Here is a 16,597-nt window from a genome sequence, read left to right as displayed (position 1 = left end):
AGGGACATCGCCGGAATCGGTGACCGGTTTCGGCGCAGCGCACAGATTGCCACACAAAGTTGAGGGACCCCTCAGATTGACCGGGTACGACCGACCGAATCGGCGGTCGGAACCCTCCCCCAGGCGGTGATGCCCGCCACAAAAAGACATGACGCGCGCCTCATATCTACAGGTGAGGGTGCCCTCAGGTTTGGTTGCGCGGCCGTTATCTAATCGTTATATCGAGTTCGGGGGCTCGCGGTGCCCACGCGGGCGTGTCGCCACCGTTCCGTGGCCGGGCGCCGGCGCTTCCGGGGCCGCGCTCAGGCGCCGCAGCGCAGCTCCTCCATCGCCCGGGCGTCGAGCCCTTCGGCCGCGCAGAGATCGGCGGCCAGCCTGCGCGGTCCCGACGACCACTCGACGTGAGCGGTCCGCGCCGCCTGACCGAACGACACGGTGACCAGGCCCCCGATGCCGGGCACCTCGTCGGGCGCCAGCGCCCCGGCCCCCACGCGGTCGACCGCCACCACCTCGGCGACGGTCGCCTCCCCGGGCGCGGGGATGAGCCGGAGCTGCACGCGGTGGCCGTCGAACGCCCCCGTCCAGACGGCGAACGTCCCCGTGCCGTCCGGCCGGAGCTCGAGGGTGCGGCCGTGCGAGAACCACCGGCCGGTCTCGCGCACGACGTCCGCGGGCGACAGGACCGCCGGGGCCGGGACGGACGCGCCCACCGGCTCGACGTGGGCCACCGCGGTGGGGGCCGCCGGGCCGGCCGGGGCGAGAGTCCGCGGGGAGGCCGCGACGGACGCCGCGCCGGCGGTGAGCGTCACGAGCGCTGCGGCGACCAGCAGCCGATTCGCGGTCCGCCCTCCTAATTCGTGCCTCATGGGATTACCCTAATCACACCAGCCACGTGATCGAGTACCCGACTTGCGTCGAAATGATCACCAAATGGCAACCGTCCGACTAGAAGTAGGGGACTCGGAGCACGGCTCACACCTGAGCATCCGACCGCTCCCCCGCTGAGGAGGAATCCATGTCCACACCCGCCGCCACGGGCGGTACCAGAAGACGCGAGGCGTTCTCGGGGCGCTCCGTGTTCGTGTTCGCCGCCATCGGCTCGGCCGTCGGCCTGGGCAACATCTGGCGCTTCCCCTTCGTCGCCTATGACAACGGGGGCGGCGCGTTCCTCATCCCCTACCTGGTCGCGCTGCTCACCGCCGGTATCCCGCTGCTGTTCTTCGACTACGCCATCGGCCACCGGTTCCGGGGCTCCGCTCCCCTGAGCTTCCGCCGCATGAACCGTTTCGCCGAGCCGATCGGCTGGATCCAGGTACTCGTGTCGTTCGTCATCGCGGTCTACTACGCGGTGATCCTCGCGTGGGCGGCGAGTTACGCGTGGTTCTCCGTCGACGAACGGTGGGGCGAGACCTACGAGGAGACCGCGACCTTCTTCACGGAGGACTTCCTCCGCGCGGGCTCCGGTTTCGGCCTCGACTTCGTCCCGATGATCACCGTCATCCTGGTGGTCGTCTGGGTGTTCACGCTCGGTGTGCTCATCGCCGGGGTCCAGAAGGGGATCGGCCGCACGGCCATGCTCTTCATCCCGCTGCTGATCGTCCTCTTCCTCGCACTGGTCGTACGCTCCCTGTTCCTCGACGGCGCGTTGGACGGACTCAACAACTTCTTCACGCCGAACTGGGGAGTGCTGACCGACCCGGGCGTGTGGATCGCCGCGTACGGGCAGATCTTCTTCTCCCTGTCGGTGGGCTTCGGCATCATGCTGACCTACTCGTCGTACCTCAAGCGCAGGTCCAACCTCACCAGCTCCGGTCTCGTCGTGGGCTTCTCCAACTCGGCGTTCGAGGTCCTCGCCGGTATCGGTGTGTTCGCGACCCTCGGCTTCCTGGTCTCCTCGGCCGCGGGTGCCGGCTGGGACGACGTCGGCGGCGGCCCGGGGCTCGCGTTCATCGCCTTCCCCGCGCTCATCTCGCAGATGCCCGGCGGCCCCATCTGGGGCGTCGTGTTCTTCGTCTGCCTCATCCTGGCCGGCCTGACGTCGATGATCTCGATCGTCGAGGTGGTCATCTCGTCCTTCCAGGACAAGGTGGGCGTCTCCCGACTCACCGCGGCGCTGGCCGTGGGCGGGCCAATGGCACTGGTCTCGATCCTGCTGATGCCCACCGAGACGGGTCTGCAAAACCTCGACATCATGGACAAGTTCGCCAACAGCATCGGCATCGTCGGCATCTCGCTGATCGCGCTGATCGTCGTGATGTTCGCCCTGCGCCTCGGCCCGACCCTGCGCGACCACCTCAACTCGGTCTCCTCGTTCCGGGTCGGACCGATCTGGATCGTGTGCATGGCGGTCATCACCCCGATCGTGCTGGCCTACGCGTTGTTCGGCGAGGTCCGCAGCCTCATCTCGGAGCCGTACGAGGGATATGACGCCGCCGTCCTCGGCGTGTGGGGCTGGGGCATGATCGCCACCATCCTCGTCCTGTCGGTCATCCTCTCGCTGCTCCCGTGGCGCGGGGCCCGTCACCTCGACGGCCCGCCGCCGACCGACGACGACCCGAGCGACGTCTACTACACGGATCAACTCGACCGGGTGGACAGCGCGAGTTCCACCGACCAGGGTGCCACCACCACGCGCACCGACGACATCCGCAAGGAGGGCTGATCGATGGACGCCGCAGCGATCACCATGATGGTGCTGTTCCTGCTCGTGATCTGGGGCGGCCTGGCCCTGAGCATCGGGCACTTCGTCAGGCACCCCGACGACATGACCGAGGAGCGCGGCCCTCAGCCGGGCACGACCTCCTGAAGTCGTCCGTCCGACCCCCGCGGCTCCGGTCCCCCACGAGGGAGGCCGGAGCCGCGTCGTGTCAGGAGATGGCCGTCACGAGATCCTCCCGGTCTCGACCCCGCCCCAGGCGGTCGGCCCGTCCGATCCGGCCGGGTAGTCGTCCAGCGGGACCACTCCGGACTCCCACGCCTCGATCACCGGGGTGAGGATCCGCCAGCACTCCTCGGCGACGTCGCCGCGGACGGTCAGGAGCCGGTCCCCGTCGAGGATCCGTCTGAGGACCTCCCCGTACGGGAGCAGGTCGCTGTCGCCGAGGTCGGTGTCGAGGCGTGCGTCCTCGAGCGCGAGACTGCCGCCGGAGGCGCTGGTCGCCAGGTCGAGTGCCACCCGGCCGGGCGCGATGCCCATCGTGAGCCGGCTCGGCGGGACCTCGCCCGCTAACGCCTCCGGGACGTGTGGCGGCGGCCGGAACGTCACCGTCACCCGCATCGAGTCCTCACCCAGTGCCTTGCCGGACCGGAGCCGGACGGGCACTCCCGCCCAGCGCTGGTTGCGGACCTCCAGCACCACCTCCGCGAGCGTCTCGGTCCCCCGCGACGGGTCGACGCCGTCCTCGTCGGTGTAGGCGACGACGTCGCGGCCGCCCGCCCTGCCGGCCGTGTAGCGGGCGCGGCGGGAGGACATGGTCGGATCGTCCCGCCACACGTGGGTGGACCGGAGCGTGGTGGCGAGGAGGTCGTGCAGTTCGGTGTCGTCGAGCCGCGCGGGCACCTCCATGGTGGCCAGGGCCATCACCAGCAGCAGGTGCGACTGGAGCATGTCGACCAGCGCCCCGGTCGAGTCGTAGTAGCCGGCGCGGCCCTCGAGGGCGAGCGTCTCGTCGGCGATCACGTCGATGCGCTCGACGTGCTCGGCGCTCCACACCGGCTCGAGGATCCGGTTGGCGAACCGCATCCCGAGGATGTTGAGGACGTTCGCGTCGCCGAGGAAGTGGTCGACGCGGTGGATGCGGTCCTCGGGGACGAGGTCCAGGAGGACCGCATTGAGGTCGCGGGCCGAGTCGAGGTCGGTTCCGAACGGTTTCTCCACGGCGAACCGCACGTCGTCGCGGAGCGGGCGGCCGCGCAGTCCCTCGCAGGCCGTCGCGATGACGGCCGGGGGCAGGGCGAAGTACAGGACCACCGGACCGTCGAGTCCGTCGATGAAATCGGCGAACGCGTCGGCGTCCGTCACGTCCAGGGCGACGAAGCGGGTCGTCGCCGCGATCCGGTCGGCCTGCTCCGGGTCGCGGTTCCGGGCCCGGAGGGCGGACCGGACGCGTTCGCGCCACTCGTCGTCGTCCATCCCGGAACGGCCGGAACCGACGACGGTGACGTCCCGGTCGGCGTCGGTGGCGAGGAGGGTGCCGAGCCCGGGCAGGAGGAGGCGTTCGGTGAGATCACCCCCGGCCCCCAGGATCGCCAGGGTGGGGCGGTCATTCGGTGACGTGGTGGTCGGCATGCGGTCGGGCCTCCCGGCGGGTCGTCGCCCGGCGGCTCGGTCCGGGCACTACTCGGCTGCCCGCCCGACGCTACCCGTGCGATCGTCCACCGGCCGGGCGCGACGGCAGTAGCCTCGGCGGCATGGACAGCGAGTCGAGCGACACGGCACCCGTCGAGGTGCGCCACCTGGTGCAGCAGTGGAAGCGCCTCGACGAGGTGCTGGCGGGCCTGAAGAAGGACGACTGGACGGCGGCGACGGCGCTGCCGGGGTGGACCGTGCGCGACATCGTGGCGCACATCGCCGGCACCGAGCACATGCTCGCCGGCGAGCCGGTCCCGGACATCGAGCTGCCGGAGTCGGCGCGCGAGCACGTCCGCAACCCCATCGGCGAGCTCAACGAGAAGTTCGTCCAGGAGGCCCGGTCGCTGGCGGTTGAGGACGCGTTCTCCGATTTCCGGGAGGTCGTCGCCGAGCGCACGGAGCAGCTCGCGGAGCTGTCCGCCGCAGATCTCGAGGCGGAGACGGACTCCCCCGTCGGCCGCGTGCCGTACCGGCGCTTCATGGGGGTGCGGGTCTTCGACTGCTGGGTCCACGAGGACGACATCCGGCAGGCGCTGGGCATGAAGCACCATCTCGGCGGTGACACCGGGCGGTTCGCCGTCGAGGAGATCGTGAGGGCCCTGCCGCGCATCGTCGGGAAGGGCGCCGGCGCCCCGGACGGGTCCCGTGTCCGGTTCCGCGTCGTCGGTGAGGACGACGCGGATCTGCCGCTGGCCACCGATGTCGTCGTCGACGGGCGCGCGGCGTTGGCCGACGTGGACGACGCCGCGCGGCCCACCGTCGAGCTGGTCTTCGACACGGCGACCTTCGTGCGCGCGACGACCGGTCGCATCACCGCCGAGCCGGGTCACGGCGTGGAGGTCACCGGGAACGAGGATCTGGGTCGGGCGATCCTCGGATCGTTGGCCTTCACCATCTGAGCCCTCGGGAGATGGTGACGACGACGACGAGCTCAGCAGCCGGAGGGCCCGGCCACACGCCCGGTCCGCACATCGTCGTCATGGGGGTCTCCGGCGCCGGGAAGTCGACGGTCGCGCGGGTCATAGCCGATCGGACGGGAGCGGAGCTGGTGGACGCCGACGACCTGCACCCTCCCGGCAACAGACGGAAGCTGGCGGTCGGCGAACCCCTCACCGACGACGATCGCTGGCCGTGGCTGGAGGCGGTCCGCGACCGCATGCGGCGTCACGACCACTCGTGCGGGCCGGGGGTGCCGGCTTCGGACCTCGGCCTCGTCGTCGCGTGCTCGGCGCTGCGCCGCGCCTATCGCGACGTGTTGCGCGAGGTCCGCCGCCCGGTGTTCTTCGTCGAGCTCGGCACGGATCCGGAACTCATCTCCGCCCGGCTCGCCGCCCGTCGCGGGCACTTCGCGTCCGATCGGATCCTGGAGTCGCAGGTGCTCACGCTGGAGCCGCTCGGGGCCGACGAGTACGGGGTGGTCTGCCCGATCTCGCGGCCGGCGGACGAGATCGCCGAGGACGTGTTGGCCGCGCTGGCGGGATGAGGAGGCGGTCGGCCGCGCCCGACGGCGGTCAGCTCCGGTTCTGCCGCGCCCACCCCGGGACGTCTGCGAGGACGGATCCGTCGCCCAGCGACGACCCGGTGATGACGCTCATGCTGCCGTCGCTCTCGAGGATGACGGCCGCGACGTCGCCGAGGTCGCCGACGCCGGAGGAGCGGATGGTCTGGCGGATGTCGGCGTGGGTGAGGCGGTGGCGGGCGATCTGGTCGTCGAGGAAGACGCCGTCGCGGACGAGCAGCGTCGGGTCGGCGGTGAGGACGGCCCGCCCGGCCCGCGACCTCCTCAGTCGCGAGACGACGTACTGCAGGACGACGAGCAACGCCATCGCGATCGCGCCCTCGGTCCAGGACACGTCGGAGCTGAGGATGATGGTCGCGAGGGTGGAGCCGAGCGCGACCGTGACGACGAAGTCGAACGCGTTGAGCTGCGTCAGGGTGCGCTTGCCGAACACCCGCACCACCAGCACGAGGAACGCGTAGGCGGCGGCGCCGACGAGCAGGACGCGGAGGACGTCAGGCCAGTTGTCGAACCACATGCCCGCACCGTACCGACGAGCCCGGTACCGACGAGCCCCGTGCCGGCGGCCCCGCTACCTCTCCGCCATCGGGGTGGCGAAGTGCTGGACGTAGAGGTGCGCCTCCGGGAGGCCCTGGTAGGCAGCCGTCCGCATGCAGACACCCACGCGGGTGAAATCGGGGTCGAGGATGTTCTCCCTGTGGCCCGGGCTCTGCATCCACTGGGCGACCGGGTCGGGGCCGCCCGTGGACGAATAGAAGAGGTTCTCCGCGGCCCTGTGGTAATCGACGCCGGCCTCGCGGATGAACGTGCCCGGGCCGCCGCTGCCGTCAGGCGCGTGATGCGCCCAGTAGTCCCTCGCGATCATGTCGTCCGCCTTCGCACAGGCACTGTCGCGGAGCTTCTCGCTCGCGTCCAGTGCCGGAAGCCCGTTCTCGCTGCGCTGCGCGTTCGTCCGCTCCTCCACCGGGGACGGTGCCGCCGGGGGCTCGACCGGCGCCGCGCCGCCGGGGTCCGCCCACGGGAGTCCCCCGTTCACCGCGAGATCCGACTCCGCGCAGCCACTCATCACCGACGCCACCAGGATCAGCGACGCGGCCGCTGCTCTCCCGACTGTCCGGTTCGTCATCCTGATCACCCGATATCCTGATCACCCGGTCCGAGTGGAAAGACCTGTGCGCCCGGGGAGACTTGAACTCCCACGTCCGTAGACACTGGAACCTAAATCCAGCGCGTCTGCCAATTCCGCCACGGGCGCGTCACCCGGGGGTACCGGGCGAGATGAGCTTACCGCGTGGTCAGCGGTACCGTGGAGGCGTGTCCGACACCCTGAGTTCCCGCGCGACCGGAGGCGGCTCCCGCGCGACCGGAGCCGAGGCCGCGTCCGCGGATCCGGCACCGGTCACGGTCAAGCACCGTCCGGCGTGGATCGCGTTCGTCATCCTCGGCGCGATCGTGTGCGTGGGGATGGGCCTGTGGCAGCTCGCGCGCTACCAGGAGGCCAGCGGCACGGTCCAGAACCTCGGGTACACGTTCATGTGGCCGTTCCTCGGTGGCTTCCTCATCTACGCGTACCTCAAGTACGTGCGGATGGAGGCAGCCGAGGACGACTGGGCCTCCGTCGCGGAAGGTGCCGCGGGCGCACGGGGCGCCGACGATGACGACGACGACGAGCCCGACCACCGCGCGAAGGACCTGCCGACCGGCGGGAAGAACGGGTCGGGCCGGGACCGCTTCGGCGTCCTGACCGAGATCCCCGCCGACCTGCTTCCCACCCGTCGTCCCGCCGCGGACGAGGGGGCCCGTGACGAGGGCCTGGACGCGTACAACGCCTATCTCGCCGAGCTGGCCCGGAAGGATCGGGCGGCCGGCGGCAACCACCAGGAGAGATCCGCTTCATGACCGCCGCAGCCACGCCGCAGACCGACAACCGCAGGCCGGATCCGGGTGGGAAGGTCGCCGGTGCGCTCAAGCGTTACCGCGTGCTCGCCTGGATCACCGGTGTGTGGCTGCTCGTGCTCACCGTGGAGATGATCTACAAGTACCTCATCCTGGCCGACTCCTCGGACGCGCCGGAGTGGTTCACCTACATCGGCCAGGCGCACGGCGTGTTCTACATCCTGTACCTGTTCATGACGCTGGACCTGGCGATCAAGGCCCGCTGGCCCGCGTCGCGCACGCTGCTCACGGCCCTGGCGGGGACGATCCCGTTCCTGTCGTTCTGGTTCGAGCACAAGCGGACCCGCGACGTCCACGCCGAATACGCGATCTGACCCTCCGGCGTCGCCCGGGGCGTGAATGCGGTCAGCCGCGCGCGGCGAGCACCCGCAGCGCCGGAGCCAGCGCACGCAGCGCCCGGCCGCGGTGCGAGGCGGCGTCCTTCTCCCGCGGGCTGAGCTCCGCGGCCGACCGGTCGGAGCCCTCGGGCAGGAACAGCGGGTCGTAGCCGAACCCGCCCTCGCCGCGCGGCTCGCGGAGCACCCGCCCGGGCCAGCGGCCCTCCTGCACGACCTCGCCCTGCAGGCCCTCGTCGGTGCCCTCACCGTGCACTCGTGGGTCCCGGGCGGCCCGAGCCACTCCGGGCACGCCCGGCCCGACCAGCGCGCACGCCGAGACGAACGCCGCGCCCCGCCGCTCGTCCGGCACGTCCGACAGCTGCGCGAGCAGCAGGGCGTTGTTGGCGGCGTCGTCGCCGTGACGGCCGGCCCAGCGCGCGGAGAGCACGCCCGGCATCCCGTTCAGGGCGTCCACGGCCAGGCCCGAGTCGTCCGCCAGGCACGGCAGGCCGGTCGCCAGCGCCCCGGCGCGCGCCTTGATCAGCGCGTTCTCGGCGAACGTGGCGCCGGTCTCGGGCTCCTCCGGGAACTCAGGCACCTCGTCCAGGCCCACCGGCTCGATGCCGACGACGCCCTCGGACTCCAGTACCCGGCGCAGCTCGGCCAGCTTCTTGGCGTTGCGGCTCGCGACCAACAGACGGACGGCCACGGCTACCGCCCCCGGTTCCGGGCGGCCGGCGGGCTGGGCAGCTCGCCCGGGTACGGCGCCGCCAGCGCCTCGCGCTGCAGCTCGAACAGGCGCTCGCAACCGGCCTGCGCCGAGTCGAGCATCGCGTCCAGGACATCGCGGCCGAACGCGGCGCCCTCGGCCGTGCCCTGGACCTCGATGAGCTTGCCGCCGTCCGTGCACACCACGTTCATGTCCACCTCGGCGCGCGAGTCCTCCTCGTACGGCAGGTCGCACAGCACGTGTCCGTCGACCACGCCGACGCTCACCGCGGCGACCGCCCCGGTGAGCGGGTTGCCCGTGACCGCGCCGGAGGACTGCAGCCACGTGATCGCGTCGGCCAGCGCCACGTACGCGCCGGTGATCGCCGCCGTGCGCGTGCCGCCGTCGGCCTGCAGGACGTCGCAGTCCAGGGCGATGGTGTTCTCCCCCAGCGCGGACAGGTCGATGCACGCGCGCAGCGAGCGGCCGACGAGGCGGCTGATCTCGTGGGTGCGGCCGCCGACCTTGCCGCGCACGGACTCGCGGCCCGAGCGCTCGTGGGTCGCCGCCGGCAGCATCGCGTACTCGGCCGTCAGCCAGCCCAGCCCCGATCCCTTGCGCCAGCGCGGCACGCCCTCGGTGACGCTGGCCGTGCACATGACGCGGGTCTGCCCGAAGGTGACGAGCACCGACCCCGCCGGATGCGAGGTGAAGCCCCGCGTGATGGTCACGTCGCGCAGCTCGTCGACGCCGCGTCCGTCTGCCCTGCTGAAGTTCGAAGAGGTCACGACCGCCGATCCTAGCGGGCGCTCCCCTAGACGGCGATCCGCAGATCCGGCTCCGCGAGCAGGATCTCGCCGTCGAACTCCGCGGCCGCCTCGGCCCGGACCGCCTCGTGGTCGGTCCACGGCGGGATGTGGGTCAGCACCAGCCGGCCCACCGCGGCCCGCCGGGCGGTCAGCCCCGCCTCGGAGCCCGACATGTGGATGCCGGGCGGGCGCCCCTCCTCGTGCGTCCACGACGCCTCACAGAGCAGGACGTCCGCGCCGACCGCGAGCTCGACCAGGGCATCGCAGTACGCGGTGTCCCCGCTGTACGCCAACACCCTCCCGTCACCGGACTCCAGGCGAAGCCCGTACGACTCCGGCGGATGCTCCACCCTCTCGGCCCGCACGTGCAGGGCCACCTCGTCGTCGTCGCCCCTCATCGCCACCTCGGGCGTGACGTCCCACGTCGACACGTCGAACGTGTCCGACAGGTCGTCGACCGCTCCCGGCTCCTCCGCCGACGCCACCCCGATCCGGTAGGCCGTCCCCGACGGCCCCACCAGCGGCACCCGACCCGCGCCCCGTGCGCCGGGGCCGAAACGCCGCAACACCAACAGGCTCGGCACGTCCAGGCAGTGATCCGCGTGCAGATGCGACAGCAGGATCGTCGCGTCCTCGGGCGCGACGTGCCGCTGCAGCGCGCCGAGCACCCCGGGCCCCATGTCGATCACCACGGGCGCCAGACCGTCGACCTCCACGAGGTACCCGGACGCCGGCGACGTGGGTCCGCCGATACTTCCCGAGCAGCCGAGGACAGTCAGAAACATGGGCACCATCGTGCCACGCCGCACCGCGTGTCGTGGCGACAGTGGCCGTGCGCGCGCCGCGTGTGACAGCGCATCACCGGGCGTCCGCCCGGCCCACCGCCACCAGCCCCGGCCCCAGGAACCGCGACGCCACCCGCCGGAACGCGTCCGGGTCGCCGGTGACGAGATACTCGCGCCTCGGCGGGTCCGCCGAGTCGTGCGGCCGCAGCAGATCCTCCGCCGTGAGCACCCGCAGCACGTCCTTGGCCGTCTCCTCCGCGCTCGAGACCAACGTGACGTGATCGCCCGCCGCGAGCTGCACCACCCCGGACAGCAACGGGTAGTGCGTGCAGCCCAGCACCAGGGTGTCCACGTCGGCGTCCCGGATCGGGGCGAGATAGGCCTCCGCCAACCCGAGCACCTGACGGCCGCTGGTGATGCCGCGCTCGACGAACTCCACGAACTTGGGGCACGCCACCGACGTCAGCTCGATCCCGGCGGCCGCCGCGACCGCGTCGTCGTACGCCCGCGACGCCACCGTCGCGCGGGTCGCGATGACCCCGATCCGACCCGAGCGTGTGGTGGCCACCGCGCGCCGCGCCGCCGGCTGGATGACCTCGACCACCGGCACCGGGTAGCGCTCACGCGCGTCCCGGAGCATCGCCGCCGACGCGGTGTTGCACGCGATCACGAGCGCCTTGACGCCGCGGTCGACGAGCTGGTCCGCCACCGCGAGGGCGTGCGCGCGGACCTGCGCCAGGGGCAGCGGACCGTACGGCCCGTGGGCGGTGTCCCCGACGTAGACCACCGACTCGTCGGGGAGCTGGTCCACGATCGCGCGGCCGACCGTCAGCCCCCCGGCGCCCGAGTCGAACACGCCGATCGGAGCCCGCCGGTCCGGCCGGCTCACCTCCGCGGTCCGGCGGGACGCCCCGCCCGGCCGGCGGTGAGGTGCCGCGACCCGCGGTCGCGGTCGCGCCTGAGGCCGTACGCCGACGCCACACCCCCGACCGCGCCGCCCAGGTGGCCCTGCCACGACACGCCGTCGAGCATCGGCGACAGGCCCGCCAACGCCTCGAGTCCGTAGTAGAAGCCGATGACCAGGCCGATCACCAGGTGCAGGATCCGCCGCGAGAAGAAGCCGCGGACGATGACGTAGAAGATGTAGCCGAACACGATGCCGGACGCCCCGATGTGGACGGTGCCGGCGCCGCCGAGGAGCCAGGACACCACACCCGAGGCGAGCCACGAGATCAGCGTGACGCTGAGCAGCGGCCGGATGCCCGACAGGGCGATGATCGAGCCCAACACGAGCAGGGCGATCGAGTTGCCGATGAGGTGCGCCCAGTCGCCGTGCAACAGCGGTTGGAACACGATGCCGAGCAGCCCGTCGGTCGACAGGGGCTGCACGCCGTAGTCGTCGAGCGTCTGCCGCGGGCCGACGAGCTCCACGATGACCCTGTCCGCGGCCTCGACCACCCACATCAGGGCGACGAACGACCACAACAGGACCAGGGCCGGCCACCGCCGCGGACCCGGGTCCGCCGGCCGGGCCGCTCCGGTGCCCGGCCAGGGCGATCTCGGGTCACGGTTCACGGTGTTCTCCTCACTGCCCGGTGCACTACTGCCCGTCCAGGGCGGTGCACAGGGAATCCTGCATGAAGGTCAGCCAGTGGTAGACGTCCAGCTGGGCCGACCGGGGGTCGTCGTCCGGCACGTACTCGGGGATGTCGGTGGCGGGTGTCCCGTCCGTCGAGCCGGCCTCGAGCAGGACGGCCCCCAGGCCCAGGCGCACGTCGTTGAGGCAGCGCATCCACGCCCCCGCCTGGTCGAGTGTGAGCGACACGGTGCCGCCGCGCGAGGGCAACGAGCGCAGCACCACACCCGCGCAGTCGAGCTTCGCGTCGATGATGGCCGGCTCGTGGAGCATGCGCATACCCGAGTTGTGGGCGCGCGCGACGGCCGCCCGGTCCGCGTCGGACCCGTCCCGGCGATCGGCCGCCTCCGGCCGGTGGAAATCCGGCAGCAACCGCGCGAGCGGCGCCTCGGCCGGGAGCTGGGAGTGACCGCTACGCATACCCGTGATCTCCGCCAGCTCGTCCCGCGGCGCCGAGTCACGACGCTGTTCGAGCATGTCCACGATGTTCGACACCAGCGCGTGCAGGATCTGCACCTCGTGGCTCTCCATGACGGACTTGATGCGCGCCCCTCCCAGGGACGACTTCCGCTGCCAGGCCTTCACCGGCTCACGCCTCCCGCTGCATCGTGGCCCACAACCCGGCCTCCTGCAGCTTGCGGACGTCGTTCTCCACCTTGTCGCGGCTGCCGGACGAGACCACCGCGCGGCCGTCGTTGTGGACCTTGAGCATCAACTCGTGTGCCTTCTCCCGGCTGTAGCCGAACACCCGCTGGAACACGAACGTCACGTAGCTCATGAGGTTCACCGGGTCGTCCCACACGACGGTCAACCAGGGATTGTCCACCCCGCCGTCGAGGTCCGCGTCCGTGGTCTCCACGGGCGCGGCCGACGGCATCGCCATCACCGGGACGGTGCTCCTGACGGCCGCAAGCGGTGTCGTCACAGGGTGCATGGTTCCCAGGATACGGATTCGCGGCGGGTCGGCCACGCCGTAGAGTCGGCCCCGTGACCTCGACGACCACCTCCCCTGTCACGCCCGGCTCCGGGCGACCGTCCACCGCCCTGCTCACGGACAAATACGAGCTCACCATGATCCAGGCGGCCCTCGCGGACGGCACGGCCGACCGGCCGTGCGTGTTCGAGGTGTTCGCCCGGCGCCTGCCCGCCGGACGCCGCTACGGCGTGGTCGGCGGCACCGGACGCCTCCTCGAACGGCTGGCCGACTTCCGGTTCGACGACGAGGAGATCGATGCCCTGGCCGACTCGCTCGACGAGCGGACCGCGGACTGGCTGCGGGCCTTCCGCTTCACCGGCGACGTCGACGGCTATCCGGAGGGCGAGCTGTTCTTCCCCGGCTCCCCCGTCCTGAGCATCCGGGGCGGCTTCGCCGAGTGCGTCGTACTGGAGACGCTCGTGCTGTCCGTGCTCAATCACGACAGTGCGATCGCCTCCGCCGCGGCGCGGATGAACTGGGCCGCGGACGGTCGGCCCATCATCGAGATGGGCTCGCGGCGCACCCACGAGGAGGCCGCGGTGGCCGCGGCCCGCGTCGCCTACCTCACCGGCTTCGACGCCACCTCCAACGTCGAGGCGACCCGACGCCACGGGGTGCCGTCGGCCGGCACCTCGGCCCACTCGTTCACCCTGCTGCACACCGGTCCCGACGGGCCCGACGAGGCGGCGGCGTTCCGGTCCCAGGTCCGCGCCCTCGGCGTCGGCACCACGCTCCTGGTGGACACCTACGACATCACGGCCGGGGTCGAGACCGCGATCGAGGTGGCCGGGCCCGAGCTCGGCGGCGTGCGGATCGACTCCGGGGACCTGGGCGTCCTCGCCCGTCAGGTCCGCGACCAGCTGGACTCGCTCGGCGCCTACAACACCCGGATCGTCGTCTCCGGCGACCTCGACGAGTACGCGATCGCAGCGCTGCGCGCCGAACCCGTCGACGTCTACGGGGTCGGGACCAAGCTCGTCACCGGCTCGGGCGCCCCCACCGCGGGGATGGTCTACAAACTCGTCGAGGTCGACGGGATCCCCGTGGCCAAGCGTTCCGCGCACAAGGAGTCCCTCCCCGGAGCCAAGCGCGCGATCCGCCTCCACCGGCGCACCGGCACCGCGGTCGAGGAGGTACTCCTGCCGTTCTCCGCGGAGGCCCCCGAGGAGAACGGGCTGGAGAAGCGCGAACTCGTGATCCCGTTGATCCGGGGCGGGGAGATCGTGTCCGGGCTGCCGACCCTGGAGGAGTCTCGCGCCCATCACTCGTCGGTCATGGTCTCGCTGCCGTGGGAGGGGCTCGCCCTGAGCGAGGGCGACCCCGCGATCCCCGTGCGGGTCGTGCCGCCGGAGGCACTGCCCGGCGCGTGACCCGGTGTCCGGGCGGGCCGCTAGGGTAGCCGCGTGACCGACTCGCTCCCCTCCGTCTCCGACCTGCTCGCCACCGCGGTCGAGAGCCTGGGTGGCAGCGAGCGGACGGGCCAGCTCGCGATGGCGGAAGCCGTCGGCAATGCGTTGGCCACCGGCGAACACCTCGCCGTCCAGGCCGGCACCGGCACCGGCAAATCCCTCGCCTACCTGGTGCCCTCCCTCCGCCACGCGGTCGCCACCGGCGGCACCGTGGTGGTCTCCACGGCGACCATCGCGCTGCAGAACCAGCTGGTCGACCGGGACCTGCCCCGCCTGGCCGCAGCGCTACGCCCCGAGCTGGGCGTGAGCCCGCCCCACGCGATCCTCAAGGGCCGCGGCAACTACCTGTGCCTGCACCGGGTGAGCACCGGGCCGGTCGACGAGGCCGACCCGGAGGAGATCGAGACCGAGGAGCTGTTCGACCTGCCCCTCGGCGGCGAGTCGACCGCCGCGCGCACCCCCCGACAGGCCTCCACGCGCGACACCGGACCAAGCTCCTGGCTCGGACGGGAGATCGCGCGGCTGCACGACTGGGCCCAGGAGACCGACACCGGTGACCGCGACGACCTTCCCCGTGGCGTCTCCGACGCGGCGTGGCGGCAGGTGTCGGTGACGAGCCGGGAGTGCCTCGGGCAGGTCTGCCCCGAGTTCACCGAGTGCTTCGCGGAGCTGGCACGCCAGAAGGCCGGCCAGGCCGACGTCGTGGTGACCAACCACGCCCTCCTCGCGATCGACGCGATGACGGACGTGTCGGTCCTGCCCGAGCACGACGCCGTGGTGATCGACGAGGCCCACGAGCTGTCGGACCGGGTCACGGGCGTGACCACCGCGGAGCTCACCGGAACCGCCGTCATCCAGGCCGCGCGCCGGGCGGCCAAGCTTGTGGACCAGCAGACCGCGGACCGCATGGTCGCCGCCGGCGAGGGCCTGGCGACTCTGCTCGAGATCTGCCCCGAGGGGCGCTGGGACCTCCTGCCCGAGGGAGCCGACCTCGCCCTGGCCGCCGTGCGCCACACCGCCGAGAACTGCCGCAGCGCCGTGCCGGGCCCCAAGCCCGGGGAGGTCGCTAACGATCCGCAGGGGGCCTCCGACCGGCAGAAGACCCTCGCCGCGCTCGATGAGATCGCCGACGCGGCCGACCGGATGCTGTCCTCCTACGAGAAGCCGGTCACCGAGCGCGTCGAGATCGTGTGGATGAGCGTCGAGGACCGTCGCGGTCGGATCCTGCGGGTGGCGCCCCTGTCCGTCGCCGGACTGCTGCGCGCCCGGTTGTTCGCCGAGTCGACCGTCATCCTCACCTCCGCGACGCTCACCACCGGGGGGAGATTCGACGGACTCGCGGCCACCTGGGGCCTGCCGCCGGCGTCGTCCGCGCGCCCGGACACCGCGAGCGCCGTCGCGCTCGAGCCGCCGTCCGACGACGACGCGAGCTCCCTGCGCTGGACCGGCCTCGACGCGGGCTCGCCGTTCGACTACCGCCGCAACGGCATCCTCTACGTGGCCGCGCACCTGCCCGCGCCCGGCCGGGACGGAACCTCACCGGCCGCCGAGGACGAGCTGGTGGACCTCATCACCGCCGCCGGTGGCCGCACGCTCGGCCTCTTCTCCTCGATGCGCGCGGCCAAGGCCGCGGCCGAGCTCCTGCGCGAGCGCCTGGACACCCCGGTGCTGTGCCAGGGCGAGGACTCGACGGCAAACCTCGTCGCGCAGTTCGCCGACGACGAGGAGACGACCCTTGTGGGGACCCTCTCGCTGTGGCAGGGCGTCGACGTCCCCGGGCGGACCCTGTCCCTCGTCGTGATCGACCGCATCCCGTTTCCCCGGCCGGACGATCCACTGCTCTCCGCGCGACAGCGTGCGGTGGGGGCCCGCGGGGGGAACGGATTCCTCGCCGTCGCCGGTAACCACGCCGCCCTCCTGCTCGCCCAGGGCGTCGGCCGCCTGCTCCGACGCACCGAGGACCGCGGCGTCGTGGCCGTGCTGGACTCCCGCCTGGTCACCGCCCGGTACGGCGGTTACCTGCGCGCCTCACTGCCCCCGTTCTGGCAGACCACCGACCGTGACGTGGTGATCGGTGCGCTGGAACGCCTCCGGAACGCCTGAGAGGTCGGCGGGCGCCCGACGGGACAC

The 16,597-nt window shown here is 72.0% G+C and carries 19 protein-coding genes and 1 tRNA gene; 8 read left to right on the top strand and 12 right to left on the bottom strand.

Annotated elements, in window-relative coordinates:
* Positions 1-302 precede the first annotated feature (302 nt).
* A complete protein-coding gene (locus tag A6035_RS05470; protein ID WP_108846938.1) occupies positions 303-866 on the bottom strand; it encodes a hypothetical protein in 564 nt (187 codons plus the stop codon).
* Between the two features lie 149 nt (positions 867-1,015).
* Between A6035_RS05470 and A6035_RS05465 the strand changes: the two genes are divergently transcribed.
* Positions 1,016-2,662 (top strand): sodium-dependent transporter, encoded by a 1,647-nt coding sequence (locus A6035_RS05465; RefSeq protein WP_108846937.1) that lies wholly within the window; start codon positions 1,016-1,018, stop codon positions 2,660-2,662.
* Between the two features lie 3 nt (positions 2,663-2,665).
* Complete coding sequence (locus A6035_RS05460; protein WP_108846936.1) at positions 2,666-2,806, top strand: methionine/alanine import family NSS transporter small subunit; 141 nt, start codon at positions 2,666-2,668, stop codon at positions 2,804-2,806.
* Between the two features lie 75 nt (positions 2,807-2,881).
* Here the strand turns inward: A6035_RS05460 and A6035_RS05455 are convergent, their stop codons facing one another.
* Entirely contained in the window at positions 2,882-4,288 is a 1,407-nt protein-coding gene (locus A6035_RS05455; protein WP_108846935.1) for a glucose-6-phosphate dehydrogenase, read from the bottom strand.
* Between the two features lie 122 nt (positions 4,289-4,410).
* Here A6035_RS05455 and A6035_RS05450 point away from each other — a divergent pair, with 122 nt between their 5' ends.
* Positions 4,411-5,250, top strand: coding sequence for a maleylpyruvate isomerase family mycothiol-dependent enzyme (locus A6035_RS05450; RefSeq protein WP_108846934.1), 840 nt, complete (start codon positions 4,411-4,413; stop codon positions 5,248-5,250).
* A gap of 11 nt (positions 5,251-5,261) precedes the next feature.
* Positions 5,262-5,834, top strand: coding sequence for a gluconokinase (locus A6035_RS05445; protein ID WP_167400709.1), 573 nt, complete (start codon positions 5,262-5,264; stop codon positions 5,832-5,834).
* A 28-nt stretch (positions 5,835-5,862) separates the two neighbouring features.
* Here A6035_RS05445 and A6035_RS05440 read toward each other — a convergent pair whose 3' ends face one another.
* The 3 genes from A6035_RS05440 to A6035_RS05430 all read right to left on the bottom strand — a co-directional run bounded on the left by A6035_RS05440 (position 5,863) and on the right by A6035_RS05430 (position 7,125).
* Positions 5,863-6,387 carry a DUF421 domain-containing protein gene (locus A6035_RS05440; RefSeq protein WP_108846933.1) on the bottom strand — a complete coding sequence of 175 codons (525 nt, stop codon included), beginning with the start codon at positions 6,385-6,387 and terminating at the stop codon, positions 5,863-5,865.
* 54 nt (positions 6,388-6,441) lie between these two features.
* The gene (locus A6035_RS05435) at positions 6,442-6,996 is read right to left on the bottom strand and encodes a CAP domain-containing protein (protein WP_159149570.1); all 555 of its coding nucleotides are present in this window, start codon (positions 6,994-6,996) and stop codon (positions 6,442-6,444) included.
* A 47-nt stretch (positions 6,997-7,043) separates the two neighbouring features.
* Positions 7,044-7,125, bottom strand: a tRNA-Leu gene (locus A6035_RS05430).
* 59 nt (positions 7,126-7,184) lie between these two features.
* Between A6035_RS05430 and A6035_RS05425 the strand changes: the two genes are divergently transcribed.
* Both A6035_RS05425 and A6035_RS05420 read left to right on the top strand, forming a co-directional pair.
* Positions 7,185-7,769, top strand: coding sequence for a hypothetical protein (locus A6035_RS05425; RefSeq protein WP_108846931.1), 585 nt, complete (start codon positions 7,185-7,187; stop codon positions 7,767-7,769).
* Positions 7,766-8,140: a DUF3817 domain-containing protein gene (locus A6035_RS05420; RefSeq protein WP_108846930.1), complete on the top strand. Its 375-nt coding sequence runs from the start codon at positions 7,766-7,768 to the stop codon at positions 8,138-8,140. Before A6035_RS05425 ends, A6035_RS05420 begins: the two co-directional genes overlap by 4 nt.
* A 31-nt stretch (positions 8,141-8,171) precedes the next feature.
* Here A6035_RS05420 and A6035_RS05415 read toward each other — a convergent pair whose 3' ends face one another.
* From A6035_RS05415 to clpS, 7 genes are all read right to left on the bottom strand, one after another.
* Positions 8,172-8,852 (bottom strand): non-canonical purine NTP pyrophosphatase, encoded by a 681-nt coding sequence (locus tag A6035_RS05415; RefSeq protein WP_108846929.1) that lies wholly within the window; start codon positions 8,850-8,852, stop codon positions 8,172-8,174.
* 2 nt (positions 8,853-8,854) lie between these two features.
* The gene (gene rph / locus A6035_RS05410) at positions 8,855-9,640 is read right to left on the bottom strand and encodes a ribonuclease PH (RefSeq protein ID WP_108846928.1); all 786 of its coding nucleotides are present in this window, start codon (positions 9,638-9,640) and stop codon (positions 8,855-8,857) included.
* Between the two features lie 26 nt (positions 9,641-9,666).
* Complete coding sequence (locus A6035_RS05405; RefSeq protein WP_108849101.1) at positions 9,667-10,446, bottom strand: MBL fold metallo-hydrolase; 780 nt, start codon at positions 10,444-10,446, stop codon at positions 9,667-9,669.
* 73 nt (positions 10,447-10,519) lie between these two features.
* Complete coding sequence (gene murI, locus A6035_RS05400) at positions 10,520-11,335, bottom strand: glutamate racemase (RefSeq protein ID WP_108846927.1); 816 nt, start codon at positions 11,333-11,335, stop codon at positions 10,520-10,522.
* Entirely contained in the window at positions 11,332-12,021 is a 690-nt protein-coding gene (locus tag A6035_RS05395) for a rhomboid family intramembrane serine protease (protein WP_108846926.1), read from the bottom strand. The genes murI and A6035_RS05395 overlap by 4 nt, the downstream gene beginning before the upstream one ends.
* A 25-nt stretch (positions 12,022-12,046) precedes the next feature.
* Positions 12,047-12,667 carry a DUF2017 domain-containing protein gene (locus tag A6035_RS05390; RefSeq protein ID WP_108846925.1) on the bottom strand — a complete coding sequence of 207 codons (621 nt, stop codon included), beginning with the start codon at positions 12,665-12,667 and terminating at the stop codon, positions 12,047-12,049.
* Positions 12,668-12,671: 4 nt separating this feature from the next.
* Positions 12,672-12,965: an ATP-dependent Clp protease adapter ClpS gene (clpS, locus tag A6035_RS05385; protein WP_007627772.1), complete on the bottom strand. Its 294-nt coding sequence runs from the start codon at positions 12,963-12,965 to the stop codon at positions 12,672-12,674.
* Positions 12,966-13,069: 104 nt separating this feature from the next.
* Here clpS and A6035_RS05380 point away from each other — a divergent pair, with 104 nt between their 5' ends.
* Both A6035_RS05380 and A6035_RS05375 read left to right on the top strand, forming a co-directional pair.
* A complete protein-coding gene (locus A6035_RS05380) occupies positions 13,070-14,428 on the top strand; it encodes a nicotinate phosphoribosyltransferase (protein WP_108846924.1) in 1,359 nt (452 codons plus the stop codon).
* A gap of 33 nt (positions 14,429-14,461) precedes the next feature.
* Entirely contained in the window at positions 14,462-16,570 is a 2,109-nt protein-coding gene (locus tag A6035_RS05375) for an ATP-dependent DNA helicase (protein WP_108846923.1), read from the top strand.
* Positions 16,571-16,597: the final 27 nt, after the last annotated feature.

Source organism: Dietzia lutea (genome assembly GCF_003096075.1).
Taxonomy (GTDB): Bacteria; Actinomycetota; Actinomycetes; order Mycobacteriales; family Mycobacteriaceae; genus Dietzia; species Dietzia lutea.
The sequence above is the reverse complement of the archived record's forward strand: the minus strand, read 5'-3'. Positions and strand labels throughout refer to the sequence as shown.

Bases quoted from the DNA above. Each gene is read 5' to 3' on its own strand.
- A6035_RS05470 (WP_108846938.1), bottom strand. From the start codon at position 866: ATGAGGCACGAATTAGGAGGGCGGACCGCGAATCGGCTGCTGGTCGCC.
- A6035_RS05465 (WP_108846937.1), top strand. From the start codon at position 1,016: ATGTCCACACCCGCCGCCACGGGCGGTACCAGAAGACGCGAGGCGTTC.
- A6035_RS05460 (WP_108846936.1), top strand. From the start codon at position 2,666: ATGGACGCCGCAGCGATCACCATGATGGTGCTGTTCCTGCTCGTGATC.
- A6035_RS05455 (WP_108846935.1), bottom strand. From the start codon at position 4,288: ATGCCGACCACCACGTCACCGAATGACCGCCCCACCCTGGCGATCCTG.
- A6035_RS05450 (WP_108846934.1), top strand. From the start codon at position 4,411: ATGGACAGCGAGTCGAGCGACACGGCACCCGTCGAGGTGCGCCACCTG.
- A6035_RS05445 (WP_167400709.1), top strand. From the start codon at position 5,262: ATGGTGACGACGACGACGAGCTCAGCAGCCGGAGGGCCCGGCCACACG.
- A6035_RS05440 (WP_108846933.1), bottom strand. From the start codon at position 6,387: ATGTGGTTCGACAACTGGCCTGACGTCCTCCGCGTCCTGCTCGTCGGC.
- A6035_RS05435 (WP_159149570.1), bottom strand. From the start codon at position 6,996: ATGACGAACCGGACAGTCGGGAGAGCAGCGGCCGCGTCGCTGATCCTG.
- A6035_RS05420 (WP_108846930.1), top strand. From the start codon at position 7,766: ATGACCGCCGCAGCCACGCCGCAGACCGACAACCGCAGGCCGGATCCG.
- A6035_RS05405 (WP_108849101.1), bottom strand. From the start codon at position 10,446: ATGTTTCTGACTGTCCTCGGCTGCTCGGGAAGTATCGGCGGACCCACG.
- clpS (WP_007627772.1), bottom strand. From the start codon at position 12,965: ATGGCGATGCCGTCGGCCGCGCCCGTGGAGACCACGGACGCGGACCTC.